At 53.0% G+C, this 24,815-nt stretch carries 24 protein-coding genes; 8 read left to right on the forward strand and 16 right to left on the reverse strand.

Going from position 1 to position 24,815, the window contains the following annotated elements; all coding sequences use genetic code 11:
• Nucleotides 1–374: 374 nt before the first annotated feature.
• A complete protein-coding gene (gmhB, locus tag ACJ9N4_RS07735) occupies nucleotides 375–941 on the reverse strand; it encodes a D-glycero-beta-D-manno-heptose 1,7-bisphosphate 7-phosphatase (protein WP_143344664.1) in 567 nt (188 codons plus the stop codon).
• Between the two features lie 188 nt (nucleotides 942–1,129).
• Between gmhB and metN the strand changes: the two genes are divergently transcribed.
• The 6 genes from metN (at nucleotide 1,130) to proS (ending at nucleotide 6,707) form a co-directional block, all read left to right on the forward strand.
• On the forward strand, nucleotides 1,130–2,161 hold the full coding sequence (metN, locus tag ACJ9N4_RS07740; protein WP_182273834.1) for a methionine ABC transporter ATP-binding protein MetN: 1,032 nt from the start codon (nucleotides 1,130–1,132) through the stop codon (nucleotides 2,159–2,161).
• Nucleotides 2,154–2,807, forward strand: a complete 654-nt coding sequence (locus tag ACJ9N4_RS07745; protein WP_014168730.1) for a methionine ABC transporter permease MetI — start codon at nucleotides 2,154–2,156, stop codon at nucleotides 2,805–2,807. Before metN ends, ACJ9N4_RS07745 begins: the two co-directional genes overlap by 8 nt.
• A 39-nt stretch (nucleotides 2,808–2,846) precedes the next feature.
• The gene (metQ, locus tag ACJ9N4_RS07750) at nucleotides 2,847–3,662 is read left to right on the forward strand and encodes a methionine ABC transporter substrate-binding lipoprotein MetQ (protein WP_182273833.1); all 816 of its coding nucleotides are present in this window, start codon (nucleotides 2,847–2,849) and stop codon (nucleotides 3,660–3,662) included.
• Between the two features lie 106 nt (nucleotides 3,663–3,768).
• A complete protein-coding gene (gene rcsF, locus ACJ9N4_RS07755) occupies nucleotides 3,769–4,173 on the forward strand; it encodes an Rcs stress response system protein RcsF (RefSeq protein WP_182273832.1) in 405 nt (134 codons plus the stop codon).
• Nucleotides 4,170–4,877 carry a tRNA (N6-threonylcarbamoyladenosine(37)-N6)-methyltransferase TrmO gene (tsaA, locus tag ACJ9N4_RS07760; protein ID WP_182273831.1) on the forward strand — a complete coding sequence of 236 codons (708 nt, stop codon included), beginning with the start codon at nucleotides 4,170–4,172 and terminating at the stop codon, nucleotides 4,875–4,877. Before rcsF ends, tsaA begins: the two co-directional genes overlap by 4 nt.
• 111 nt (nucleotides 4,878–4,988) lie before the next feature.
• Complete coding sequence (gene proS, locus ACJ9N4_RS07765) at nucleotides 4,989–6,707, forward strand: proline--tRNA ligase (protein WP_182919443.1); 1,719 nt, start codon at nucleotides 4,989–4,991, stop codon at nucleotides 6,705–6,707.
• 49 nt (nucleotides 6,708–6,756) lie between these two features.
• On the opposite strand, the gene nlpE is transcribed toward proS, so the two are convergent.
• Genes nlpE through ACJ9N4_RS07780 form a run of 3 tightly spaced genes read right to left on the reverse strand, consistent with a single transcriptional unit; the run spans nucleotide 6,757 to nucleotide 8,454 of the window.
• Entirely contained in the window at nucleotides 6,757–7,455 is a 699-nt protein-coding gene (gene nlpE / locus ACJ9N4_RS07770; RefSeq protein WP_182273829.1) for an envelope stress response activation lipoprotein NlpE, read from the reverse strand.
• Between the two features lie 34 nt (nucleotides 7,456–7,489).
• Nucleotides 7,490–7,912: an alternative ribosome rescue aminoacyl-tRNA hydrolase ArfB gene (gene arfB, locus ACJ9N4_RS07775; RefSeq protein ID WP_182273828.1), complete on the reverse strand. Its 423-nt coding sequence runs from the start codon at nucleotides 7,910–7,912 to the stop codon at nucleotides 7,490–7,492.
• Nucleotides 7,909–8,454 carry a YaeQ family protein gene (locus ACJ9N4_RS07780; protein WP_182273827.1) on the reverse strand — a complete coding sequence of 182 codons (546 nt, stop codon included), beginning with the start codon at nucleotides 8,452–8,454 and terminating at the stop codon, nucleotides 7,909–7,911. The genes arfB and ACJ9N4_RS07780 overlap by 4 nt, the downstream gene beginning before the upstream one ends.
• 196 nt (nucleotides 8,455–8,650) lie before the next feature.
• On the opposite strand from ACJ9N4_RS07780, the gene ACJ9N4_RS07785 reads away from it, so the two are divergent.
• Together ACJ9N4_RS07785 and rof are read left to right on the forward strand one after the other, a co-directional pair.
• Nucleotides 8,651–8,851 (forward strand): YaeP family protein, encoded by a 201-nt coding sequence (locus tag ACJ9N4_RS07785; protein ID WP_182273826.1) that lies wholly within the window; start codon nucleotides 8,651–8,653, stop codon nucleotides 8,849–8,851.
• Nucleotides 8,838–9,098: a Rho-binding antiterminator gene (gene rof, locus ACJ9N4_RS07790; RefSeq protein WP_003856148.1), complete on the forward strand. Its 261-nt coding sequence runs from the start codon at nucleotides 8,838–8,840 to the stop codon at nucleotides 9,096–9,098. The genes ACJ9N4_RS07785 and rof overlap by 14 nt, the downstream gene beginning before the upstream one ends.
• Before the next feature lie 28 nt (nucleotides 9,099–9,126).
• Here rof and tilS read toward each other — a convergent pair whose 3' ends face one another.
• The 12 genes from tilS to bamA all read right to left on the reverse strand — a co-directional run bounded on the left by tilS (nucleotide 9,127) and on the right by bamA (nucleotide 24,809).
• Complete coding sequence (gene tilS, locus ACJ9N4_RS07795) at nucleotides 9,127–10,413, reverse strand: tRNA lysidine(34) synthetase TilS (RefSeq protein ID WP_182919442.1); 1,287 nt, start codon at nucleotides 10,411–10,413, stop codon at nucleotides 9,127–9,129.
• 58 nt (nucleotides 10,414–10,471) lie between these two features.
• Nucleotides 10,472–10,861, reverse strand: coding sequence for a VOC family protein (locus tag ACJ9N4_RS07800; RefSeq protein ID WP_182919441.1), 390 nt, complete (start codon nucleotides 10,859–10,861; stop codon nucleotides 10,472–10,474).
• Nucleotides 10,862–10,927: 66 nt separating this feature from the next.
• A complete protein-coding gene (locus ACJ9N4_RS07805; RefSeq protein ID WP_182273823.1) occupies nucleotides 10,928–13,060 on the reverse strand; it encodes a lysine decarboxylase LdcC in 2,133 nt (710 codons plus the stop codon).
• A gap of 100 nt (nucleotides 13,061–13,160) precedes the next feature.
• Complete coding sequence (accA, locus tag ACJ9N4_RS07810) at nucleotides 13,161–14,120, reverse strand: acetyl-CoA carboxylase carboxyl transferase subunit alpha (RefSeq protein ID WP_182273822.1); 960 nt, start codon at nucleotides 14,118–14,120, stop codon at nucleotides 13,161–13,163.
• A gap of 12 nt (nucleotides 14,121–14,132) precedes the next feature.
• Entirely contained in the window at nucleotides 14,133–17,615 is a 3,483-nt protein-coding gene (gene dnaE / locus ACJ9N4_RS07815; RefSeq protein ID WP_411500383.1) for a DNA polymerase III subunit alpha, read from the reverse strand.
• 38 nt (nucleotides 17,616–17,653) lie between these two features.
• Nucleotides 17,654–18,250 (reverse strand): ribonuclease HII, encoded by a 597-nt coding sequence (gene rnhB, locus ACJ9N4_RS07820; protein ID WP_182919439.1) that lies wholly within the window; start codon nucleotides 18,248–18,250, stop codon nucleotides 17,654–17,656.
• Nucleotides 18,247–19,395: a lipid-A-disaccharide synthase gene (lpxB, locus tag ACJ9N4_RS07825; protein ID WP_182273819.1), complete on the reverse strand. Its 1,149-nt coding sequence runs from the start codon at nucleotides 19,393–19,395 to the stop codon at nucleotides 18,247–18,249. Before lpxB ends, rnhB begins: the two co-directional genes overlap by 4 nt.
• Complete coding sequence (gene lpxA / locus ACJ9N4_RS07830) at nucleotides 19,395–20,183, reverse strand: acyl-ACP--UDP-N-acetylglucosamine O-acyltransferase (RefSeq protein ID WP_182919437.1); 789 nt, start codon at nucleotides 20,181–20,183, stop codon at nucleotides 19,395–19,397. The genes lpxB and lpxA overlap by 1 nt, the downstream gene beginning before the upstream one ends.
• Before the next feature lie 3 nt (nucleotides 20,184–20,186).
• Nucleotides 20,187–20,642: a 3-hydroxyacyl-ACP dehydratase FabZ gene (gene fabZ, locus ACJ9N4_RS07835; protein ID WP_038155523.1), complete on the reverse strand. Its 456-nt coding sequence runs from the start codon at nucleotides 20,640–20,642 to the stop codon at nucleotides 20,187–20,189.
• Between the two features lie 102 nt (nucleotides 20,643–20,744).
• Nucleotides 20,745–21,770, reverse strand: a complete 1,026-nt coding sequence (gene lpxD, locus ACJ9N4_RS07840) for a UDP-3-O-(3-hydroxymyristoyl)glucosamine N-acyltransferase (protein WP_182273817.1) — start codon at nucleotides 21,768–21,770, stop codon at nucleotides 20,745–20,747.
• Nucleotides 21,771–21,773: 3 nt separating this feature from the next.
• Nucleotides 21,774–22,268: a molecular chaperone Skp gene (gene skp / locus ACJ9N4_RS07845; protein WP_182273816.1), complete on the reverse strand. Its 495-nt coding sequence runs from the start codon at nucleotides 22,266–22,268 to the stop codon at nucleotides 21,774–21,776.
• Nucleotides 22,269–22,391: 123 nt separating this feature from the next.
• Nucleotides 22,392–24,809, reverse strand: coding sequence for an outer membrane protein assembly factor BamA (bamA, locus tag ACJ9N4_RS07850; RefSeq protein ID WP_182273815.1), 2,418 nt, complete (start codon nucleotides 24,807–24,809; stop codon nucleotides 22,392–22,394).
• Nucleotides 24,810–24,815: the final 6 nt, after the last annotated feature.

Below are 24,815 nucleotides of genomic sequence, written 5' to 3' on the forward strand. Positions count from 1 at the left end.
TTAAAAGTTTGATGCTCAATGAATTAAACTTCGTAATGAATTACGTGTTCACTCGTTGAGACTTGGTATTCATTTATTGTCCGAAGACATTAAGAATCCATGTCACTTTGAGTGCCCACACAGATTGTCTGATAAATTGTTAAAGAGCAGTTGCAACGCGGCTTTCAGCTCACCGTTGCGAGGTGGCGTATATTACGCTTTCCTCTTTCAGAGTCAACCCGTTATTTCAGAATTTTTCTCTTCAACCGACCGGGTTGTTTGTGAAGTGATTCACATCTGCCGTGTCGATGGAGGCGCATTATAGGGAGCCTCCGAGGAATGACAAGCGGAAAAATGCATTTTTATTTCAACCGCTCATCTTTTCGCCAAAAAGGCTATTTTTGGTGCTTTTTAATCTCTTTTGGTAAATCTGCCAGGCTATTAATCACCCAGTCAGCCGCATTCTCTGCTTCTGGCGTGACGGGTTTACCAGTGCGCACTAATATTTTGGTGCCTACACCAGCAGCAGTTGCCGCCTGCATATCTTCCAGTTTATCGCCCACCATATAAGAAGCGGCCATATCAATGTGCAGGAACTCCTGCGCAGAGATAAACATTCCTGGATGCGGTTTACGACAATCACAGGTCTGGCGATATTCTTCTACTGTACCCTGAGGGTGATGCGGACAATAGTAGATACCGTCCAAATCAACGCCGCGGTCAGCCAGCGACCAGTCCATCCATTCCGTCAGCGTCTCGAATTGCGCTTCAGTGAATTTGCCACGCGCAATACCAGACTGATTTGTCACGACCACCAGCGCATAGCCCATCTCTTTCAGCTGGCGCATGGCATCTATTACGCCTTCGATAAACTCAAACTCATCAATCTCATGGACGTAACCATGATCCACATTAATAGTGCCATCACGATCGAGAAAAATTGCGGGTACTGATTTTGCCACCGGTTTGCTCCTGAAAAAGGCATGTCCGGCTAGTATCTCATGAATCGCAGCGCAATAAAGTGCTCATCGCACAGAGTTGGATTGATTTAGACGTCTGGATGCCTTAACATCCATTTTGTTTACGGTCATCACCCGTATCTGGCAGAAGAAAATGCCACGGCTAACTTACATACGATAAAAATAATCTAATGATTAAACTTTCCAATATCACCAAAGTGTTCCAGCAGGGGAACCGAACCATTCAGGCGCTGAACAACGTCAGCCTGCATGTTCCTGCTGGTCAAATTTATGGCGTCATTGGCGCATCGGGTGCAGGCAAAAGTACACTGATCCGTTGTGTTAACCTTCTTGAGCGTCCAACCCAGGGTAGCATTGAGGTTGGCGGACAAGAGCTTACCGCCCTCTCAGAGAAAGAACTCACCAAAGCACGTCGCCAGATTGGCATGATTTTCCAGCACTTCAACCTGTTGGCTTCCCGCACTGTTTACGGCAACGTTGCATTGCCGCTGGAACTGGACAACACACCTAAAGATGAAGTGAAGCGTCGCGTAACCGAACTGCTGGATCTCGTCGGCCTGGGTGATAAACATGATAGCTACCCGGCAAATCTGTCCGGTGGACAAAAACAGCGAGTGGCCATTGCCCGCGCGCTGGCAAGTAATCCTAAAGTGCTGCTGTGCGATGAGGCCACCAGCGCACTGGACCCGGCAACCACACGTTCTATTCTGGAACTGCTGAAAGACATTAACCGTCGTCTGGGTCTGACTATTCTCCTTATTACGCATGAAATGGATGTGGTGAAACGCATCTGTGACTGTGTTGCCGTAATCAGCAACGGTGAACTGATTGAGCAGGACACGGTAAGCGAAGTGTTCTCTCATCCGAAGACGCCGTTGGCGCAACAGTTTATTCAGTCCACACTGCACCTGGATATTCCGGAAGATTATCTGGAACGTTTAAAAGCAGAACCGATTGCAGACAGCGTCCCGATGCTGCGCATGGAATTCACCGGTCAATCTGTCGATGCACCACTGCTTTCTGAAACCGCGCGTCGCTTTAACGTGAACAACAACATCATCAGCGCGCAGATGGATTACGCCGGTGGTGTGAAGTTCGGCATCATGCTGACGGAAATGCACGGCACACAAGAAGAAACACAGGCGGCGATCGCCTGGCTGCAAGAACATCATGTAAAAGTAGAGGTACTGGGTTATGTCTGAGCCGATGATGTGGTTACTGGTTCGCGGCGTTTGGGAAACGCTGGCAATGACCTTTGTATCAGGTTTCTTTGGGTTTGTGATTGGCCTGCCGGTCGGCGTGCTGTTGTACGTAACGCGCCCAGGTCAAATCATTGAGAACGCGAAGCTCTACCGCACTCTTTCTGCGCTGGTGAATATCTTCCGTTCTATCCCGTTCATTATTCTGCTGGTGTGGATGATTCCATTTACCCGCGTGATCGTCGGTACGTCTATCGGTCTGCAGGCGGCAATCGTTCCGCTGACCGTGGGTGCTGCACCGTTTATCGCCCGTATGGTGGAAAACGCCCTGCTGGAGATCCCAACAGGGTTGATTGAAGCCTCCCGTGCGATGGGGGCAACACCGATGCAGATCGTGCGCAAAGTTCTGCTCCCTGAAGCGCTGCCAGGCCTGGTAAACGCAGCAACCATTACGCTTATCACTCTGGTCGGTTATTCCGCGATGGGTGGTGCAGTTGGTGCTGGCGGTTTAGGCCAGATTGGTTACCAGTACGGCTATATTGGTTATAACGCTACCGTAATGAATACCGTTCTGGTATTGCTGGTTGTTCTGGTTTACTTAATCCAGTTCTCTGGCGATCGCATCGTCCGGACTGTTACTCACAAATAACGTACACACAACACAAACTCGACGAGTTAAGGATATAACATGGCGTTTAAATTAAAGACCCTTGCAGCGGTAGGCGCGCTGATCGGCTCTCTGGCACTGGTGGGTTGCGGTCAGGACGAGAAAGATCCAAACCACATCAAAGTGGGTGTTATCGTGGGTGCAGAACAGCAGGTTGCTGAAGTCGCTCAGAAGGTGGCGAAAGAGAAATATGGCCTGGACGTTGAGCTGGTCACCTTCAACGACTACGTTCTGCCGAACGAAGCGCTGAGCAAAGGCGATATCGACGCCAACGCCTTCCAGCACAAACCGTACCTGGATCAGCAGATTAAAGATCGTGGCTATAAACTGGTCGCGGTTGGCAATACCTTTGTTTACCCAATTGCGGGTTACTCCAAGAAAATTAAATCTCTGGACGAACTGCAGCCAGGCTCTCAGGTTGCCGTGCCTAACGACCCGACCAACCTCGGCCGTTCCCTGCTGCTGTTACAGAAAGTGGGTCTGATCAAACTGAAAGACGGTGTTGGCCTGCTGCCGACCGTTCTGGACGTTACCGAGAACCCGAAAAATCTGAAAATTGTTGAACTGGAAGCACCGCAGCTGCCACGTTCCCTGGACGATGCACAGATTGCACTGGCGGTTATCAACACCACCTACGCAAGCCAGATTGGCCTGACTCCGGCAAAAGACGGTATCTTCGTGGAGGATAAAGACTCTCCATACGTAAACCTGATCGTGACTCGCGAAGACAACAAAGACGCGGAAAACGTGAAGAAATTCGTTCAGGCATATCAGTCTGACGAAGTTTACCAGGAAGCCAATAAAGTGTTTAACGGCGGCGCTGTTAAAGGCTGGTAATCTCACCTCAGTGTAATATCATCAGGACGGGCGAAAGCCCGTCTTGTCATTTATGCAGGCAACTGATTCAATATCTGACGATTTGATCATCCATTGAGGAACTATTATGCGTGCTTTACCGATCTGTCTTTTAGCACTGATGCTGAGCGGCTGTTCTATGCTAAGCAGATCTCCTGTTGAGCCTGTTCAAAGCACAGCAACCCCGCCAAAAGCGGAGCCAGCAAAGCCGAAAGCGCCACGTCCTGCACCGGTTCGCATTATTACCAAAGCCGACGATCTCGTGGGTAAACCTTTCCGTGAACTGGGTGAAGTGAGCGGTGAATCCTGTCAGGCAACCAATCAGGACTCCCCACCAAACATCCCAACGGCTCGTAAACGCATGCAGATCAACGCAGCAAAAATGAAAGCCAACGCGGTTCTGCTGCACAGCTGTGAAGTGACCAGTGGTACACCTGGCTGCTACCGTCAGGCAGTTTGCATCGGTTCTGCGCTTAACATTACTGCGAAATGAGTTCATTTCAGTTCGGGCAGATAGGCGTTATCCGCTCACCTTATAAAGAGAAGTTCGCCGTACCGCGCCAGCCAGGTCTGGTTACCCGCGGCGGTGGTGAACTTCACTTGATCGCGCCTTACAATCAGGCCGATGCGGTACGCGGGCTCGAAGCGTTCAGCCACCTATGGGTGGTGTTTGTGTTTCACCAGACCATGGAAGGGGGCTGGCGTCCTACCGTGCGCCCTCCTCGTCTGGGAGGCAATGCCAGAATGGGCGTGTTTGCGACTCGCTCAACGTTCCGCCCAAACCCTGTCGGTATGTCACTGGTCGAGCTGAAAGGCATACGCTGTCAGAAAGATCAGGTGATACTGGAGTTAGGTAGTCTTGATCTGGTTGATGGCACGCCGGTTATCGATATCAAGCCGTATCTGCCTTTCGCCGAAGCGCTGCCGGATGCCCGCGCCAGCTATGCTCAGGAAGCACCACGGGCAGATATGCCTGTTCACTTCACCGCTGAGTTAACTGCACAACTCAGCCAGCTGGAAAAACGCTATCCCCACCTTCGGGACTTTATTACTGAAGTTCTGGCTCAGGATCCCCGTCCAGCCTACCGTAAAGAAGAGGATGCCGGGAAAACCTACGCTGTCTGGCTGCTGGATTTTAACGTTCGCTGGCGCGTAACTGAGGCGGGATTTGAAGTCTTTGCCCTGGAACCCAGGTAATTTTATTTTCCTCTCTTTTGGCATCTTTGCCACACTGGTAAACTAAACCACTTTTTTGTGTCAGGCTGGTGTTTCAGCCTGTTCCAATCGTCGAAATGGAACCGTAACAACATGCGTACTAGCCAATATCTGCTCTCCACTCTGAAGGAGACACCCGCCGACGCCGAAGTTATCAGCCACCAGCTGATGCTGCGCGCCGGGATGATCCGCAAGCTGGCCTCCGGGTTATACACCTGGCTGCCGACCGGCGTGCGCGTCCTGAAAAAAGTCGAAAACATCGTGCGTGAAGAGATGAACAACGCCGGTGCAATCGAGGTGTTAATGCCTGTCGTTCAGCCCTCTGAACTGTGGCAGGAGAGCGGTCGCTGGGAGCAGTACGGTCCGGAGCTGCTGCGTATTGCCGATCGTGGCGATCGTCCGTTTGTCCTCGGCCCGACGCATGAAGAAGTCATTACCGATCTTATCCGTAATGAGCTGAGCTCTTATAAACAGCTGCCGCTGAACTTCTTCCAGATCCAGACCAAGTTCCGCGACGAAGTGCGTCCACGCTTTGGCGTCATGCGTTCCCGCGAATTCCTGATGAAAGATGCGTACTCTTTCCACACGACTCAGGAATCTCTGCAAGAGACCTATGACAAGATGTACGAAGCGTACAGCAAAATCTTCTCCCGTATAGGTCTGGATTTCCGTGCTGTTCAGGCTGACACTGGCTCTATCGGTGGCAGCGCATCCCATGAGTTCCAGGTACTGGCGCAGAACGGTGAAGACGATGTGATCTTCTCTGACTCCTCTGATTACGCCGCTAACATCGAATTTGCTGAAGCCCTGGCACCAAAAACACCACGCGCCGCAGCAACTGAAGAGATGAAGCTGGTTGATACGCCAAACGCGAAAACCATTGCCGAACTGGTGGAACAATTCAATCTGCCTGTTGAGAAAACGGTTAAAACCCTGCTGGTGAAAGCGGCTGAAGGCAGTAAAAGCCCGCTGGTCGCCCTGCTGGTTCGCGGCGATCACGAACTGAACGAAGTGAAAGCAGAGAAACTGTCGCAGGTTGCCAGCCCACTGGCGTTCGCAACAGAAGCCGAAATCCGCGCTGTCGTGAATGCAGGTCCGGGTTCTCTGGGCCCAGTGAATATGCCAATCCCCGTTGTTGTTGACCGTACGGTTGCAGCAATGAGCGACTTCTCCGCTGGCGCAAACATCGATGGCAAGCACTACTTTGGCATCAACTGGGATCGCGATGTGGCGACACCAGAAGTGGCAGATATCCGTAACGTGGTTGCCGGTGACCCAAGCCCGGATGGCCAGGGTACCCTGATGATCAAACGCGGCATCGAAGTGGGTCATATCTTCCAGCTGGGTGATAAATACTCCCGCGCACTGAACGCATCCGTTCAGGGTGAAGATGGCCGTAACCAGATCCTGACGATGGGTTGCTACGGCATTGGCGTTACGCGTGTTGTTGCCGCTGCCATTGAGCAGCATAACGATGAGCGCGGCATCGTATGGCCAGATAACATCGCACCATTCCAGGTGGCGATCCTGCCAATGAACATGCACAAATCTTACCGTGTGCAGGAGCTGGCCGAGAAACTGTACGGCGAGCTGCGCGCTCAGGGTATCGAAGTCCTGATGGATGACCGTAAAGAGCGTCCAGGTGTGATGTTTGCTGACATGGAACTGATCGGTATTCCGCACACTGTTGTTATCGGCGACCGTAACCTCGACAGCGACGAGATTGAATATAAATACCGTCGTAGCGGCGAGAAACAGATGATCAAGACCGGTGACATCCTTGATTACCTGGTGAAAGCCATCAAAGGTTAATAAACAAAAAACCCCGCACATGCGGGGTTTTTTAATGGGATAATTCAGCTTATTTGCTGCTGCAATCTCTGCCCGCCAGGAACTTCGCGTCTTTATCCGCCACCAGCGTTTTCACCATCTCACCGCTATCCGGGTTTGGCTCCAGCGTAAAGTGACCGTCAACCGTCAGTAATACCGGCTTGCTGTCATTACCCCGCGCAACGGCATAATCACGTTCAAGCTGGGCGTTATTCGCCACGCTGACTTTCTTGCCGGTAGCGCAGTCGGTAAAGATCGCCGCATCTGCCATATAGAAATACATTCCCCGCATCGCCATTGGCGTGGCAGGCAGCGCTGCTTTTACCGGAGCCAGCGTGTAGTTGAACTGGGACTCAATCGGGTTCCCCTCGCGATCGAGCATCTCCATGCTGTCACCTTTAGGGCGGAACCAGGTTTTATCACCGGTGGTATCGGTCAGCACCAGTTTCTCAGCCGTGCGTGCCCATGTGCCGTAAGTGGCAAAGGACGAAGGTGCTTTTGCACCCTGATAACGCTGGTTCATCACCCAGGTACCATCTTTTTGCAGGAACAGAGATGTCTCAATACCCTCGCAATCCGCGCAAGGCAACACACCACGCCAGCTCTGCTGCATCGGCTTTAATTCTTCACTCTGGGTGGGCTGTAATACCTGCGTTTCCGAACGGTTATTACACCCGAAAAGCGCAAACAGCGTACTCACTGCCAGCGCTGACAATAATGCTTTTTTCACAATGAATTCCTTATGAAAAGTGTGTTCCCTTTCGTCACTCCGTTGGGCGACGAACTTTACCGCGTAGCGCTTTCACTGTGGATTTTTGCGCCTTCGACGATAACCGGCGCTCTTTCGATGCGCGGGTTGGTCGTGTTGCCCGACGGCTTTTTTGCACTGTCGTTAATTCTTTTATCACCGCCACCAGCCTGGCAATTGCCGCTTCCCGGTTTAATTCCTGGCTACGGTACTCCTGCGCTTTAATCACAATGACACCGTCACTGGTGATCAGGTGATGGCTGGCTGCAAGCAGACTGTCTTTATAATACTCTGGCAGGCTGGAGGCCCGAATGTCAAAGCGCAAATGGATAGCCGTCGACGCTTTGTTCACGTGCTGCCCACCGGCTCCCTGAGCACGGATAGCGGTGATCTCCAGCTCATTATCAGGGATGCTGACATTTCGGGACAAAACAATCATGACGCCGGCTGCCACGGCGTTAAGTGAATTTCCAGATTATTCTGAGAATCAGAGAGCCAGATCGCGCCGTCCTGAATTGTCGCCTGCAGGACCATCGTCCGGCTGGCAAACTCACTCAGCTGCGCCAGTTGCTCATCGTCCAGATACCAGACGGTAAGATTTTTAAACTGTGCGCATTTGCTCTTGTTTTGCTGCCACCAGATCTCCGCAGCGCGTTGATTATATGCAAATAGCGCCACTTCAGCGGACTGGGTGCAGGCCTTTTTAATACGACGTTCGTCCGGCAGACCCAGCTCAATCCACAAATCGATACCCAGATGATCGTTGCGCAGCCAGGCTTCTGGCTCGTCCTCCGCACTTAAGCCACGGGTAAATTGCAAGCGCTCATCAGCATACTTAATCCACGCCAACAGGCGCAGCATCATGCGTTCCTGGGTTTCAGAGGGATGACGCGCCAGCGTCAATGACGCATCCAGAAACTGGTTGCGATCAAGATCCGCCACATTGACCACAGCTTTATAAATTGTCGCTTTCAGCGCCATGAGTAAACTCCTTTTGAATCAGGCGCACATTGTAGCGAAAACAGCGGCAAAAGGCTGTTACGAGGTGATGAATACCCGACTATCAAGGCTCTGATATTGCTTAAATGAGTATGGTATAGTCACCTTGCTAAACCGAGTTTATCTTCGTAGGCTTAATGGTATCTCACAGTAAGTCAGTGCGCTGGCGGGAGGGGATGTGAATAATTATTGTGAGTTAATTCGCAAACGGTATGCGGAAATCGCCAGCGGCGATCTGGGATACATCCCGGATGCGTTGGGCTGTGTATTGAAAGTGCTTAATGAAATGGCCTCTGATGAGACCCTTTCAGAATCGGTCAGGGAAAAAGCAGCGTATGCTGCGGCGAATTTACTGGTGAGCGATTATGTCGATGAATGATACTTATCAACCCATCAATTGTGATGACTATGACAACCTCGAACTCGCCTGTCAGCATCATTTAATACTGACGCTGGAGCTAAAAGATGGCGAAGTATTGAAGGCGAAAGCCAGCGATCTGGTTTCGCGTAAGAATGTGGAATATCTGGTTGTGGAAGATGCAGGGGCGACGCGTGAGCTTCGCCTGGACAAAATTGCCAGCTTCAGCCACCCGGAAATCGGCACCGTTGTGGTGAGCGAGTCCTGATAACACTCACGGGCAGCCCGACTGCCCGTTACGCTTTCCACTCAAAATTCATCCCCTCTTCTGTCCACCCCTCTTCAGTGATGAACACACCCGCAGCGGCAATCAGCGTCTCACCGTAAAACAGCAGCGGCGTGGTATCACGCAACCAGGGCGGCACATTACACTCCTGCCAGATTTTCTTCAGCTTCCGTCCGCCATTGCGCCCGACAATATGCAACATACCACCGGCCTTAAAGCGCACGGTAACCGGCTCATCGGCTGCAGGCGGACGCACATGACCCGATTGCACCAGAGAAATATGTCCGGCACCGCATGGCAACGCCAGCGTTTCATCTGGCGTCTTCCAGTCGAGAACAGTATCAACAAGCGAAGGCATCGACCTGACCCACCAGAGCTGCCCTTTGTAGCGCCTCACGTCAAAACCGTTCAGATGCAGACAAGGCGCAGCATCTTCCCGTGCCTGAACCACTTCATCCCAGATGCGGCTCAGCATGGCCCGCGACGGCATTACCGCGTTGTGAGAGGCCAGCCAGCGCCGTAGCAGCGCGGCACGGCGGACTGAACTCATGCCTTCAAGCGGTGCAATCGTCAGCGTTCCGTCAGCTGAAATCAATTCGGCCAGCTCTTCGCTCAGCAACTCATCCAGCAGACTTTCCTGTTCAGCGCAGAGCATGGCGCTTCGGGCCGTCGCTTCGGCAAAATGCCCCCAACGCTCGGTCAGGAGCGGGACAACGCGCAGGCGCAGGAAGTTTCGGTCGTAACTGTCGTCCTGGTTGCTTTCATCTTCAATCCAGCTCAGCTGATGCGTCCGCGCCCAGGTTTCCAGAGAAGCACGCGTTTCACGCAGTAACGGACGAATTAACTGCGTCCCGGCAAAATCAGTTCGCTCAGGCATGGCGGATAACCCCGCCGGACCACTTCCCCGCTTCAGTGCCAGCAAAAAGGTTTCGCACTGGTCATCAAGATGCTGCGCCGTTACCAGTACTTCGCCGGGTTGCACTACACGGGCAAAGGCAGCATAGCGGGCTTTACGCGCCTGAGCCTCAGTACCCAGACCTTCATCCTGAAGCCTCACCCGTTCAACGCTCAGCGGGATCCCCCACGTCGCGCACAATGCCTCGCAGTGTGCGACCCAATCCTCAGCATGAGGGCTTAACCCGTGATGGACATGCAGTGCCCGAAGCTGAACATCAGGCTCCTGGTCGCGCCAGAGTTTAAGGCGATGGAGAAGAACGGTGGAATCCAGACCACCGCTAAACCCCACCAGTAGCTGGCGGTACGGTGAAACGGCGTGTGCGATAGCAGGTAAGGTCATAGGAAATTACACATAAAAAATGCCCGAACTGAGCGGGCATTATCACACAGGATGGCGATTACTGCTGGTAAAGCTCCAGCGGCAGGCCATCCGGATCATTGAAAAAGGTAAAGCGCTTGTCGGTAAACGGATCAACACGTATCGCTTCACACTTCACGCCGTGGGCTTCCAGATGTTTTACCGCACGATCAATATCATCAACGCTAAAGGCGAGGTGTCGCAGCCCGCAGGCTTCAGGATGGGACGGACGTGCAGGCGGAAAAGGAAAAGAAAACAGCTCAATCACATAGTGCCCGTTTAATGCCAGGTCTCCCTTCCAGGAATCGCGCTCTTCACGGTAAACCTCGCTTAACAGCGTAAAGCCAAGAATGCCACAGTAGAACGCCTTACTTTGTGCGTAATCGGTAGCAATGATCGCAATATGGTGAACCTGTTTTAAACCCAGCATAGTTTCTCCTTTTTATGATGTTCTGAACGTTACAACCGAAAACCTACGCCTGGCAAGCCACCACCTTTATTTTAAGACTCGCACCCAGTACACACCGTTCTCATCACGCTTCGCACCGTGAATATCCGTCTCAAAGCCCGGGTAATGACGCCCAACCGAACAGAGCATCAGCAGGAAATCGAGCACCGTCCGGCTTTCCTCGGTGATCATCTCACCCGGCATCAGCAGTGGTACGCCCGGAGGATAAGGCAGGATCATATTGGCCGACACGCGACCGACCAGATTTTCCAGCTCAATGGTTTCCACCTCGCCTTTCACCTGCTTCTGCCAGGCTTTGTGCGGCGTCAGTTTCATTTCAGGCAATACGTCAAACGCCTGCAACATCAGACGCGGTAGATCGTGCTGGCGGATCAGTTTGTGGATCCCCTGCGCCAGATCCTGAATACGCATATTGCGGTAGAAGTCAGGATCTTCTGCATAGAGATCCGGCAGCATATTTTTGACCCGCAAATTGAGATCGTAGGCACGCTTAAACTCCATCAGACCGCGCAGCAACCCCATCGCACGGGTTTTATCAATCCCAATGCTGAACAAGAATAGCAGGTTATAGGGCCCGGTTTTCTCCACCACCACACCACGTTCATCAAGGAACTTCGCCACCAGCGCGGCGGGGATCCCCTCACCACTCATATTGCCCTGCTCGTCCATACCGGGTGTCAGGATCGTCACTTTTACCGGGTCGAGGAACATATGGTCGGCATCAGCATCGCGGAAGCCGTGCCAGCTTTCGCCTGGCGCGACCGGCCAGCACTCTGCCTCTTCAATCTCTTCTGGCTGCCAGATATCAAAAAACCAGCCGTCAGCCTCATCTTTCAGCCGCTGTACTTCTTTGCGGAAATGCAGCGCCCGTTCCACAGAACGATTAATCAGACGTTTACCCGAGTTTCCGCGCAGCATCGCCGCTGCCGTTTCAATGGAGGCCACCAGCGGGTAGCTCGGAGAGGTGGTGGTGTGCATCATAAAGGCTTCGTTGAAGGTATCTTCGTCATACTCGCCCTTGATGTGAATGAGCGACGCCTGGGAGAATGCGGCCAGCATTTTGTGCGTCGACTGCGTTTCGAAGAACACTTTGCCCGGTACGCGTTCACCGCTCATACCGCTTTTACCGGCGTAAATCGGGTGGAAATTAGTGTAAGGCACCCATGCGGAATCAAAATGAATCGATGATACATCCAGCGTCTGCTTGATCCAGTTAGTGTTGTACAACAGGCCGTCATAGGTAGAGTTGGTGAGCACCGCGTGGACAGGCCAGCTGGCGTCGGGGATCGCCGCAACCTTATTTTCGATGGCTTCATGCGTAAACTCACGGCGTGGAATACCGCCAAGAATACCGAGTGCATTACGCGTCGGCGACAACCACAACGGTACGACGTCGCTCATCATCAGCAGATGTGCCAGCGACTTGTGGCAGTTACGGTCAATCAACAATGTGCTTCCGGCGGGTGCGGCGTACATCCCGACAATCTTGTTCGAGGTCGAGGTGCCATTGGTCACCATGTAGCTCTGCTCAGCACCGAACGTGCGGGCAATGTACTCTTCGGCTTCCAGATGCGGGCCGGTATGATCGAGCAAAGAACCCAGCTCAGTAACCGAAATCGATACATCCGCTTTAAGCGTATTTCCGCCAAAGAAATCATAAAACAGGCAACCCACCGGGCTTTTCTGGTATGCCGTCCCCGCCATATGGCCTGGCGTACAAAACGTGTATTTCCCTTCCTTCACGTAGGTGAACAGCGCACGGGTAAACGGTGGCGTGATGTTATCGAGATATTCCCCCGTGTACTGCTGAATGCGGGTTGCAATATCTTCCGCTACGCCGAGGGAGTATTCAAAGAACCACAGCGCCATTCGCATATCGTGGGCACTGACATCCATCGTCGAGTGAGTATTGATAAAGGCATACAACGGGAGGTATTCATTCAGCTTATTGATATCGCTGCACAACTCCAGATCGTATTCATCCCAGTCGAAGACAACGCCACAGATCCGCGGGTTGTGCTCAATGAACTTCAGCAGGTCGGCGCTGTTGTGCGGCCAGATAAGCTGATATCCACGCGACCGCAGGGCTTGCTCCAGCTCCTTGATGGGCTCGTCTTTATAAAAGACACCGTGTGGCCCCATGATGGCAATGATGTTCATGGTCTACCTCCTTGAAAAACACCAGATAAGCATAGTTAAGGTAAACGGTGGGTATAAAAAAAGCCGCAACATTGTGCGGCTTTTCAGATAATTGTGAAGCTTATGCGTAACCGTAGGTCATCAGACGCTGGTAGCGGCGGTTGAGCAGCTCTTCTTTGCTCAGCACGTCCAGCTCAGCCAGGTCGGCCAGCAGCTGCGCCTTCAGGGACGCCGCGATCACTTCCGGCTTACGGTGTGCACCACCCAGCGGTTCCGGGATCACGGTGTCGATCAGCTTCAGCTCTTTCAGACGTGGGGCAATGATGCCCATCGCTTCTGCAGCCAGCGGTGCTTTGTCGGCACTTTTCCACAGAATAGACGCACAACCTTCCGGAGAGATAACGGAATAGGTGCTGTATTGCAGCATATTCACTTTATCACCCACACCAATCGCCAGCGCACCACCAGAACCACCTTCACCGATAACGGTACAGATGACCGGCACGCTCAGACGGGACATTTCACGCAGGTTGCGTGCGATGGCTTCAGACTGACCGCGTTCTTCCGCGCCCACGCCAGGGTATGCACCTGGGGTGTCGATAAAGGTGATGATTGGCATGTTGAAACGCTCAGCCATCTCCATCAGACGCAGGGCTTTACGGTAGCCTTCCGGTGCCGGCATACCAAAGTTACGACGGATTTTCTCTTTGGTTTCACGACCTTTCTGATGACCAATGATCATCACCGGGCGTCCGTCCAGACGCGCGATACCGCCAACGATAGCTTTATCGTCAGCATAAGCGCGGTCGCCTGCCAGTTCGTCAAATTCATCAAACGCCAGGCGGACATAATCCAGGGTGTACGGGCGCTGTGGATGACGCGCCAGCTGGGCGATCTGCCATGCGCCGAGATCGGCAAAGATTTTGCGCGTCAGTTCTACGCTCTTTTCGCGCAGACGATGCACTTCTTCGTCGATGTTAATATCCAGTTTTTCATCCTGACGGCTTACCGCTGTCAGAGAATCGATTTTCGCTTCCAGCTCTGCAATCGGCTGTTCGAAATCAAGGAAATTCAGACTCATAGTATTCCTGTATTAGTCAAACTCCAGTTCCACCTGCTCCGAACCAATGAGGCCACGGAGATCGTTCAGTAAACGATCGCTCGGAGAGACACGCCACGTTGCACCAAAGCGCAACCGCGCACGTGCATCCGCCCTCTGATAGTAGAGATGTACTGGAATTGTCCCCGAGCGGTGGGGTTCCAGAGACTGACGGAGTCGGTTTAAAAGCTGGTCATCAATTTGCCTGTCCGTCAGCGAGATAGCAAGCCCGCGAGCATATTTTTCCCGGGCTTCGTCAATGTCCATCACTTCGCGGGCGGTCATTTTAAGCCCCCCGCTGAAGTCATCAAAGCTGACCTGTCCGCTGACGATAAGTATGCGGTCTTTTTCCAGCAATTGCTGGTATTTATCCAGCGCATCGGTGAACAACATCACCTCCAGACGCCCGGAACGGTCATCCAGCGTACAGATGCCGATACGATTGCCGCGCTTGGTGACCATTACCCTTGCAGCAATCACGAGCCCCGCAGCCGTGGTGATTTTACCACGTTCTGTCGGATGCATGTCTTTTAGCCTATAGCCTCCGACATAACGCTCAATTTCTTTGATGTACTGGTTGATCGGGTGCCCCGTCAGGTACAAACCTAACGTCTCACGCTCACCATCCAGCACCACCTGTTCTGGCCACGGCAGGCAGCTGGCATAAGATTGCTCGATCTGCTCTGGCTCTTCTGCCAGCACCCCGAACATATCCGCCTGGCCGATAGCTTCCGCTTTCGCGTGCTGATCAGCCGCTTTTAACGCATCGCCGAGCGAGTTCATCAGCGCGGCACGGTGCGGCCCCAGCCTGTCGAACGCACCAGACATGATCAGTTTTTCCAGCACGCGACGATTCAGTTTTTTAGTGTCGGTACGGGCGCAAAGATCGAACAGCTCGCGGAAGTAACCGCCGTTGTTACGCGCTTCGATGATCGCCTCGATCGGGCCTTCACCCACACCTTTGATCGCACCGATCCCGTACACAATTTCCCCGTGCTCATTAACGTGGAAATGGTACAGACCGGAGTTGATATCCGGCGGCAGGATCTTAAGCCCCATGCGCCAGCACTCATCCACCAGGCCAACCACCTTCTCGGTGTTGTCCATATCGGCCGTCATTACCGCTGCCATAAACTCAGCAGGATAGTGCGCCTTCAGCCACAGCGTCTGATACGAGACCAACGCATAGGCAGCGGAGTGCGATTTGTTAAACCCGTACCCGGCGAATTTCTCCACCAGGTCGAAGATTTTCATCGCCAGTTCGCCGTCAACGCCGTTCTGTTTCGCCCCTTCTTCGAAGGTGCCGCGCTGCTTGGCCATCTCTTCCGGTTTTTTCTTACCCATCGCACGACGCAGCATATCCGCGCCGCCAAGGGTGTAGCCAGAGAGCACCTGGGCAATCTGCATAACCTGTTCCTGGTACAGGATGATGCCGTAGGTTGGCTCCAGTACAGGTTTCAGGCTTTCATGCTGCCACTGAACGTCCGGGTAAGAAATCTCTTCGCGCCCGTGCTTACGGTCGATAAAGTTATCTACCATCCCCGACTGCAGCGGCCCTGGACGGAACAGCGCCACCAGTGCGATCATATCTTCGAAACAGTCAGGTTGCAGGCGTTTAATCAGGTCTTTCATGCCGCGGGATTCAAGCTGGAAGACGGCGGTGGTCTCCGAGCGTTGCAGCATATCAAAACTTTTCTTGTCATCCAGCGGAATGGCCGCAATATCCAGCGGTGGCTCGCCGCTCTTCTCGCGACGGGCGTTGATCATCTCCAGCGCCCAGTTGATGATGGTGAGCGTACGCAGACCGAGGAAGTCAAACTTCACCAGCCCGGCGTATTCTACGTCGTTCTTGTCAAACTGGGTTACCGGATGCTGACCCGCTTCATCGCAGTAAAGCGGCGCAAAATCGGTGATTTTGGTCGGGGCGATAACCACGCCACCGGCATGCTTACCGGCGTTACGCGTGACGCCTTCCAGCTTACGCGCCATGTCGATCAGCGCTTTTACTTCTTCATCCGCTTCGTAGATTTCCGGCAGCTGCGGCTCAGCTTCAAAGGCTTTTGCCAGCGTCATCCCCGGATCGGGTGGTACCAGTTTTGAGATACGATCAACAAAGCCGTACGGATGCCCCAGTACGCGGCCTACGTCGCGGATAACCGCTTTCGCCGCCATCGTACCGAAGGTAATAATCTGCGATACCGCGTCACGGCCGTACATGTCCGCCACGTGTTCGATAACCTGGTCGCGTTTCTCCATGCAGAAGTCGACGTCGAAGTCGGGCATGGAGACACGTTCCGGGTTCAGGAAACGTTCGAACAGCAGATCGAATTCCAGCGGATCGAGATCGGTAATTTTCAGCGCATACGCCACCAGCGAACCGGCACCGGAACCACGTCCTGGGCCGACCGGCACGCCGTTGTCCTTCGACCACTGGATAAATTCCATCACGATCAGGAAGTAACCCGGGAAGCCCATCTGGTTGATAACCTGAAGCTCAATATCCAGGCGCTCATCGTACGGCGGGCGTTTCTCTTTGCGAACCGCTTCGTCCGGGAACAGAAACGCCAGACGATCTTCCAGACCTTCCTTCGATTTTACGACCAGGAAATCTTCCGTGGTCATCTCCCCCGTAGGGAACTGCGGCAGGAAGTATTCGCCGAGACGCACGGTGACGTTACAGCGTTTCGCTATCTCAACGCTGTTTTCCAGCGCTTCCGGGATGTCGGAGAAAAGCTCGCACATCTCCTCTTCGTTACGCATGTACTGCTGCGAGGAGTAGTTGCGCGGACGTTTCGGATCGTCGAGGGTGAAGCCATCATGGATGGCCACACGAATTTCGTGTGCGTCAAAGTCTCCCGGTTCAAGGAAACGTACATCGTTAGTCGCCACAACCGGCAACCCGCGTTCTTCAGCGAGCCCAACGGCGGCGTGCAGGTAGCTCTCTTCATCTGCGCGACCGGTGCGGATCAGCTCCAGATAGTAGCGATCCGGGAAATACTCTTCATAGAACGAGACACACTGATCCACCAGTGCGCTATTGCCGCGCAGCAGGCTTTTGCCAACATCGCCCATCCGGCCACCGGAAATCAGCAGCAGGCCTTCGTTCAGCTCTGCCAGCCAGTCGCGGTCGATCCACGGGCCAGACGCGCCGTAGCCGCGCTGGTAAGCTTTTGAGATCAGCAGTGTGAGGTTCTGGTAGCCCGCGTTGTTCATCGCTAACACGGAAATTTGCGTCATTTCATCACCGAGCAACTCGCTCTGCACATGAAAATCCGCGCCGACGATGGGTTTCATCCCCGCGCCATGCGCCGTTCCGTAGAACTTCACCAGACCACACAGGTTGGTAAAATCGGTGATCGCCAGCGCAGGCATGCCAAGCGAGGCCGCCTTTTTCACCAGCGGCCCGGTCTTCGCCAGCCCATCGATCATGGAGTAGTCGCTATGCACCCGCAGGTGTACGAAACGTGGTTCAGCCATCTTCAGATTCCGCGTTACTTAATTGCTTGCGTCTTGATTCAGGACACCAGTCCCAGCGCCCGTTTCACCGGGCCAAAACTGCGCCGGTGATGTTCGGTTGCGCCATGTTCAGCCAGCTTTTCCAGGTGAAAAGCGGTTGGATATCCCTTGTGCTGGGCGAAACCATACTGGGGATAAGTGAGGTCCAGCGCGGTCATTTCGGCGTCGCGCGTCACTTTGGCTATGATAGAAGCCGCACTGATTTCTGCGACCCGGCTATCGCCTTTAACGACCGCCATCGAAGGCACAGGCAGTGCCGGACAGCGGTTACCGTCAATCAGGACATACTCGGGAGCAATTTTCAGCCCGGCGACCGCACGCTGCATTGCCAGCATGGTGGCATGCAGAATGTTCAGTTCGTCAATTTCATGCGGCTCTGCGCGACCCAGGCTCCAGGCCAACGCCTTTTCCTGGATTTCGTCAAACAGCGCCAGTCGGCGCTTTTCAGACAGTTTTTTAGAGTCATTCAGCCCGACGATCGGGCGAGACGGGTCGAGGATCACCGCTGCGGTCACCACAGCCCCCACTAACGGGCCACGCCCCACTTCGTCCACACCCGCCACGAGATGCGTGTGGGGATAAATAAATTCCATCATTTTACTAACTCCAGCACCGCATCAGCCGCTTGCTCATCGGCATTACAGCGGATCTGCTGATGCAGTTCGCGGAACGTATCATGCATCTGGTGGCTGGTCTTGCCGTCAGCAAGCAGCGGCAACAGTGCATCAGCCAGTGCCTGCGGCTGACACTCATCCTGTAAAAGCTCTTTCACCAGCTCGCGACCGGCAAGCAGGTTTGGCAGCGAAACGTAGTCGGTTTTCACCAGACGTTTTGCCAGCCAGAAGGTAAACGGCTTCATGCGGTAGCCTACTACCATCGGGCATTTCGCCAGCATACACTCCAGCGCAGCCGTACCGGAGGCCAGCAGCGCGGCATCACTCGCGATCATCGCTTCACGGCCCTTCCCGTCCAGCAGGTGGACATGAAGATCCGGGGCCACATCCGCCTTGATGCGTTCAAACTGCTCGCGGCGTTTGGCATTCACCAGCGGCACAACCACTTCAAGATCGGGATATGTTTTGCGAAGGATTTGCGCCGTCTTCAGGAAATCGGCGCTCAGCATCTCGACTTCTGCACCACGGCTTCCCGGCAGCAGTGCCAGACAATGAGCATCATGCGGAATACCCAGCACATCGCGTGCCGCGTGTTTATCCGGATCCAGCGGCATTGCATCCGCCATGGTATGGCCGATAAAACGACACGGAACATTAAATCTGTCATAAAACGCTTTTTCGAAAGGCAGGAAAGCCAGCACCAGATCGGTGGATCTCCCGATTTTGAAAACGCGTTTCTGTCGCCACGCCCAGACGGACGGACTGACGTAGTGAATGGTTTTGATGCCCTGCTTTTTCAGGTTCCCTTCAAGGGTAATGTTGAAATCAGGTGCATCGATCCCGACAAACACATCGGGTTTAAGCTCGGTAAAACGGTGGGTGAGATCGGCACGAATATGCAGCAAGCGACGCAAACGCCCCAGCACTTCAACGATGCCCATCACGGCCAGCTCTTCCATTTCATACCATGCTTCACAGCCTTCGGCCTGCATCAGCGGGCCAGCAACACCGACAAAGCGGGCATTAGGGACACGGGCTTTCAGCGCGCGGATAAGACCTGCACCAAGAATATCGCCGGAGGTTTCTCCGGCGACCAGGGCTATCGTAAGCGGACGGCTGTCGACCATTAACGAATCAGACCACGTGTGGAACGGTCAAAGAACTCCATGAACTCGTTCACTTCCGGGTACTTTTTCGCCAGATCGGCAATTTCCGGCTTCACCTCTTCCAGCGTTTTACCGCTACGGTACAGCAGTTTGTACGCGTTGCGGATAGCTGTAATCGCTTCGCGGCTAAAGCCACGACGCTTAAGGCCTTCGATGTTCACGCCAAACGGCGTGGCATGGTTACCCTGCGCAATAACATAAGGTGGGACGTCCTGCGCCACACCGGAGCATCCACCGACCATCACGTGCGCACCAATGATGCAGAACTGATGGACTGCGGTCATGCCGCCAATAATTGCGAAATCATCAACCGATACGTGTCCTGCCAGCGTTGCGTTGTTGGCAAGAATACAGCGGTCACCTACAGTACAGTCATGCGCGATATGCGCATTAACCATAAACAGGTTGTCGCTGCCCACCTTTGTCAATCCACCGCCCTGTACTGTTCCACGATGAATGGTGACGCTTTCGCGAATACGGTTACGATCGCCGATTTCCACACGGGTCGACTCACCAGCATATTTCAGATCCTGGTTTACTTCGCCGATGGAGGCGAACTGATAGATCTCATTATTGCTGCCAATGGTCGTGTGACCATTCACGACAACGTGAGATTTCAGTACTGTACCCTCACCAATTTCGACTTGGGGTCCAACAATACAAAACGGGCCAATGTGAACGTTAGCACCAATGATGGCACCCGTTTCTACAATAGCAGTAGGATGAATAAAGGCGGATTTATCAATCACGTATCAGGCCTCCCGGCTACGCGCACACATCATAGTCGCTTCGCAAACAACTTTGCCGTCAACCAGTGCTACGCCTTTGAAGCGAGTCAGGCCACGACGCGTTTTTTCAAAAGTGACTTCCATGATCATTTGATCACCAGGCACGACAGGACGCTTAAAGCGTGCTTCATCAATACCCGCGAAGTAGTACAGTTCGCCCGGCTCCAGTTTACCCACGCTTTTAAACGCCAGAATACCGGTAGCCTGTGCCATTGCTTCCAGGATCAACACACCCGGGAAGATAGGCTTACCAGGGAAGTGTCCCTGGAAGAACGGCTCATTTACGGAGACATTTTTCACTGCGCGCAGAAAATGACCTTCTTCAAAATCCAGCACACGGTCTACCAGCAAAAACGGGTAGCGGTGCGGCAGAAGTTCTAAAATCTCTTCAATATGCAGAGTATGAGTGTCAGTAGTCAAAATACTCTTCCTGTCAAATGTACTAAGTAGCAATAATAACACGGCCTGCCGGTTTATAAGAAAGCCGACAGGCCGGGAAAGTAGCGTTAAACGGATGAACGCTTAGTCTTGTTGATCGATCTTGCGCTCAAGAGACTTGAGACGCTTGCTCATATCATCAATATTCATCACCAGAGCTGCTGTTTTACGCCATACCTTGTTCGGTTGCAGCGGAATACCAGAGGAATAGACGCCTGGTTCAGTGATAGGACGCATAACCATGCCCATTCCCGTCACCGTCACCTTGTCGCATATTTCCATATGACCGTTGATCACGCTGGCACCGCCAATCATGCAGTAACGGCCAATTTTCAGGCTGCCTGCCATGATAACGCCACCCGCAACTGCGGTATTGTCGCCAATCACAACGTTATGTGCAATCTGGCACTGGTTATCGATGATAACACCATTGCCAATAATGGTGTCGTCAAGCGCACCACGGTCAATGGTGGTACATGCGCCGATCTCAACACGGTCGCCAATGATAACGCGACCAAGCTGTGGGATCTTAACCCAGTTACCACGATCGTTAGCGTAACCAAACCCGTCAGAACCAATCACGGTGCTGGACTGAACAAGGCAATTTTCGCCGATTTCAACTTCATGGTAAACGGACACATTAGCCCACAAGCGGGTTCCTGCACCGATTTTCGTATTTTTCCCAACGAAGCAACCCGGGCCAATCACGACGTTATCGCCCAGCACGACGCCCGACTCAATAACGGCATTAGCGCCAACTGCAACGTTGTTACCAAGCTGAGCCGTCGGATCGATTGCTGCACTGGCAGCAATACTCTGTGCCGGCTGCGGCGTGGTATCAAGAATTTGGGCCATGCGTGCATACGTCAGGTAGGGATTTTTCACTACCAAAGCAGCACCTGCGGCAAACGGAAGATCGTCCTGCGTAAGAACAACAGCTGACGCCTGGCACTGAGCCAGATGTTCACGATACTTAGGGCTTACCATGAAGGTAATATTGCCAGCTTTAGCAGATTGCATGGACGCAACAGCGGTGATGACGATATCGCCATCACCGTGTAATTCTGCATCCAACTGCTGAGCTAAATCAGCCAGTCGAATAGAAGGCATTACTTATTTAACCTGTTTCAGAACATCAGCGGTGATGTCTTTAACATCGCTGCTGTTGTAAGCAACGGCATTCGCATCAACAACCAGATCGACGCCCTGATCGGCAGCAACAGATTTAACTGCTGTCTGAATGCGCGTCACCAGTTTGCCACGCTCTTCGTTAGAACGACGCTGACGATCCTGCTCGAAAGCCTGTGCTTTCTGGGAGAATGCCTGGCGCTGAGACATAACATCTTTTTCCAGTTTGCTACGGTCAGCCGCTTTCATGGTAGAACCATCGCGCTGCAGACGTTGCATCTTGGACTGAAGATCGCTTTCCATGCCTTGCAGTTCGCTTGCACGGCCTTTGAACTCGTTTTCCAGCGTTGCGGAAACACCCGTTTTCTGCGCAACCTGTTGGAACAAGCTACCCATATTGACGATCGCAATTTTGCCCGCTGCCTGAGCAGACGTTGCCATCGCTAAACCGAGACCTGCAGCTAATAACCACTTTTTCACAATAAACTCCTTACCATCCCATTAGTACCTCAAAGGTACCGTTCTTTGCGTGGCAAGGCGATCGTCTGCACGATCGCCAGTTGTCAGCGCTACACTGCCAACGCATTCCATTGCAGCGGATTATTACCAGGTTTTACCAATGTTAAACTGGAATTGCTCCGATTTATCTCCATCATATTTCTTAAACGGCTGGGCGTAAGAGAAGACCAACGGCCCCAGCGGTGACATCCATTGTAATGCGATACCTGCAGACATGCGAATATTGCTCGGATCGCTGTAGTCTGGAATACCTTCTGCACGCATCTGTGCGGTATTCTCCCAGTTGGTATCCCACACAGTACCGGCATCCCAGAAGAAGGAGGTACGGACTGAGTTCGCATATTTATCACTGATAAACGGCGTTGGCGTAATGAACTCCAGGCTAGCCACTGCCATCGCGTTACCGCCCACCGCATCATTAGAACTACAGACTTCTGAAGACGAGGATTTATTACAGTTATCCGTTTTGTTTCCACCGTAGTAGACCGCTTTCGGACCAATGTTATTGGACTGGAAGCCACGAACGGTACTGGAACCACCGGCATAGAAGTTTTCATAGAATGGCAGTTCTTTGCCACCTAAACCATCGCCATAGCCCCAACGGGTACGACCCAGAACAACCCATTTATGGTCGTCATCAATTGGGAAGTAGGACGCGGTATCAAGCGTCACCTTGTAGAACTCGTTATCGGAACCCGGAACGGTGACTTTACCGTTCAGGTTGACACGAGAACCTTCCGTCGGGAAGTAACCACGGTCAAGACGGTTATACGTCCAGCCATAGTTGAAGGTGAAGTCATCTGCCGCAAAACCGTTATTGTCACCGGTCTTACTGGTTGACTGACCGATGGAGTCCAGATAACGCCACATCGCCACCTGCGGTTGCATGTTGGACAGGTCGTTATGCACGTAACCTAAGCCTGCACGCAGGGTGTTGTATTCGTTGACCGGGAAGCCCAGCGTACCGTCTACACCATAACTCTTGTTGGTATAGGAGGACAGATCCGCGTTATCTGCTTTAAAGTCGTTATAGAAGATACGACCACCCAGGCTCACACCATCAACGGTGAAGTATGGGTTAGTGACAGAGAACTCAGAGTAGGTCTGGTAGTCGTTCTTGGTACCGTTGATACCAACAGAATAACCCGTACCCAGCCAGTTATCTTGCTGAACACCGACCTGGAAGCTCACGCCACTTTCAGTACCGTAGCCCACACCAAAGTTGAAGCTACCGGTGTTACGCTCTTTCACTTTATAAACGACATCAACCTGATCCGGGCTGCCTGGCACACGTTGGGTGTCGGTATCGACCGTTTCAAAATAACCCAGACGGTTCAGACGTTCTTTACCCTGGTCAACGAGATCGCTACCTAACCACGCCCCTTCCATCTGACGCATTTCGCGACGCAGAACGGAATCTTTTGAAGTGTCGTTACCTTCAAAGCGGATCTTACGTACGTAGAAACGGTTGCCCGCATCAACGTTAACGCGAAGCTTAACGGTTTTATCCGCATCGTTGATTTCAGGCTGAGTCTGTACGCGCGGATAAGCATAACCGTAACGGCCGAGCAGCTTCTTAATGCCGTCTTCCATCTTGGTCACTTTAGCACCGCTATACAGATCGCCCGGCTGAATTTTGGTCAGCGATTCGATCTCTGCAGAATGCCCCGCCAGGTTTCCACTGACTTCAACACCAGAAAGCTTGTACTGCTCGCCTTCAGTGATGTTAATCGTAATGTAGATCCCTTTCTTGTCCGGAGTCAGACTGACCTGAGTAGAGTCGATGTTGAAACGCGCGTAACCGCGATCCAGATAGTAGCTGCGCAGGGTTTCGAGGTCGCCCGCCAGTTTCTGCTTCTGGTATTTGCGATCGCCAACCACGTTCCACCACGGCACTTCGTCACGCAGCTGGAAAGTCGAGATCAGTTCGTCGGTGCTGAACGCGTGGTTCCCTACGATGTTGATCTGTTGGATCTTCGCAGAGACACCTTCCTGGAAGACCAGCTTCAGGTCAACACGGTTACGTGGCAGCGGAGTCACAACCGCCTTCACGCTTGCGCTGTATTTACCGACGCTGTAATAGAAATCTTCCAGACCTTTTTCAATATCTGAAAGGGTTGTGCGGTCCAGAGATTCCCCCACACGAACACCGGATGCTTCAAGGTTCTGCTTGAGCATGTCATCTTTCACCGACTTGTTGCCGGAGAAAGTGATACTGGCGATCGTTGGACGTTCTTTTACCTGAACCAGCAGCGTATCACCATCGCGCAGGACGCGGACGTCCTCAAAGTTGCCAGTGGCAAACAGAGCACGGATGGTGTTACTGATATCATCATCATTAACCGTATCGCCGGGGCGCACAGGCATACTGAGGAGGGCCGCACCAACGGCGACACGCTGGAGGCCTTCGAAATGAATGTCTTTCACTACGAACCCGTCAGCACCGTATACGGTGGCGCTGCTAAACAGCAGCGACGCTATGAGCAACTTTTTCATCGCCATCGTTAT

Source organism: Enterobacter sp. LM3, assembly GCF_046622475.1.
Lineage (GTDB): Bacteria > Pseudomonadota > Gammaproteobacteria > Enterobacterales > Enterobacteriaceae > Enterobacter > Enterobacter cloacae_P.

Coding starts and splice junctions, on each gene's coding strand:
- metN (WP_182273834.1), top strand. CDS start 1,130: ATGATTAAACTTTCCAATATCACCAAAGTGTTCCAGCAGGGGAACCGA.
- ACJ9N4_RS07745 (WP_014168730.1), top strand. CDS start 2,154: ATGTCTGAGCCGATGATGTGGTTACTGGTTCGCGGCGTTTGGGAAACG.
- metQ (WP_182273833.1), top strand. CDS start 2,847: ATGGCGTTTAAATTAAAGACCCTTGCAGCGGTAGGCGCGCTGATCGGC.
- rcsF (WP_182273832.1), top strand. CDS start 3,769: ATGCGTGCTTTACCGATCTGTCTTTTAGCACTGATGCTGAGCGGCTGT.
- tsaA (WP_182273831.1), top strand. CDS start 4,170: ATGAGTTCATTTCAGTTCGGGCAGATAGGCGTTATCCGCTCACCTTAT.
- proS (WP_182919443.1), top strand. CDS start 4,989: ATGCGTACTAGCCAATATCTGCTCTCCACTCTGAAGGAGACACCCGCC.
- arfB (WP_182273828.1), bottom strand. CDS start 7,912: ATGATTGTTTTGTCCCGAAATGTCAGCATCCCTGATAATGAGCTGGAG.
- ACJ9N4_RS07780 (WP_182273827.1), bottom strand. CDS start 8,454: ATGGCGCTGAAAGCGACAATTTATAAAGCTGTGGTCAATGTGGCGGAT.
- rof (WP_003856148.1), top strand. CDS start 8,838: ATGTCGATGAATGATACTTATCAACCCATCAATTGTGATGACTATGAC.
- tilS (WP_182919442.1), bottom strand. CDS start 10,413: ATGACCTTACCTGCTATCGCACACGCCGTTTCACCGTACCGCCAGCTA.
- ACJ9N4_RS07800 (WP_182919441.1), bottom strand. CDS start 10,861: ATGCTGGGTTTAAAACAGGTTCACCATATTGCGATCATTGCTACCGAT.
- ACJ9N4_RS07805 (WP_182273823.1), bottom strand. CDS start 13,060: ATGAACATCATTGCCATCATGGGGCCACACGGTGTCTTTTATAAAGAC.
- accA (WP_182273822.1), bottom strand. CDS start 14,120: ATGAGTCTGAATTTCCTTGATTTCGAACAGCCGATTGCAGAGCTGGAA.
- dnaE (WP_411500383.1), bottom strand. CDS start 17,615: ATGGCTGAACCACGTTTCGTACACCTGCGGGTGCATAGCGACTACTCC.
- rnhB (WP_182919439.1), bottom strand. CDS start 18,250: ATGATGGAATTTATTTATCCCCACACGCATCTCGTGGCGGGTGTGGAC.
- lpxB (WP_182273819.1), bottom strand. CDS start 19,395: ATGGTCGACAGCCGTCCGCTTACGATAGCCCTGGTCGCCGGAGAAACC.
- lpxD (WP_182273817.1), bottom strand. CDS start 21,770: ATGCCTTCTATTCGACTGGCTGATTTAGCTCAGCAGTTGGATGCAGAA.
- bamA (WP_182273815.1), bottom strand. CDS start 24,809: ATGGCGATGAAAAAGTTGCTCATAGCGTCGCTGCTGTTTAGCAGCGCC.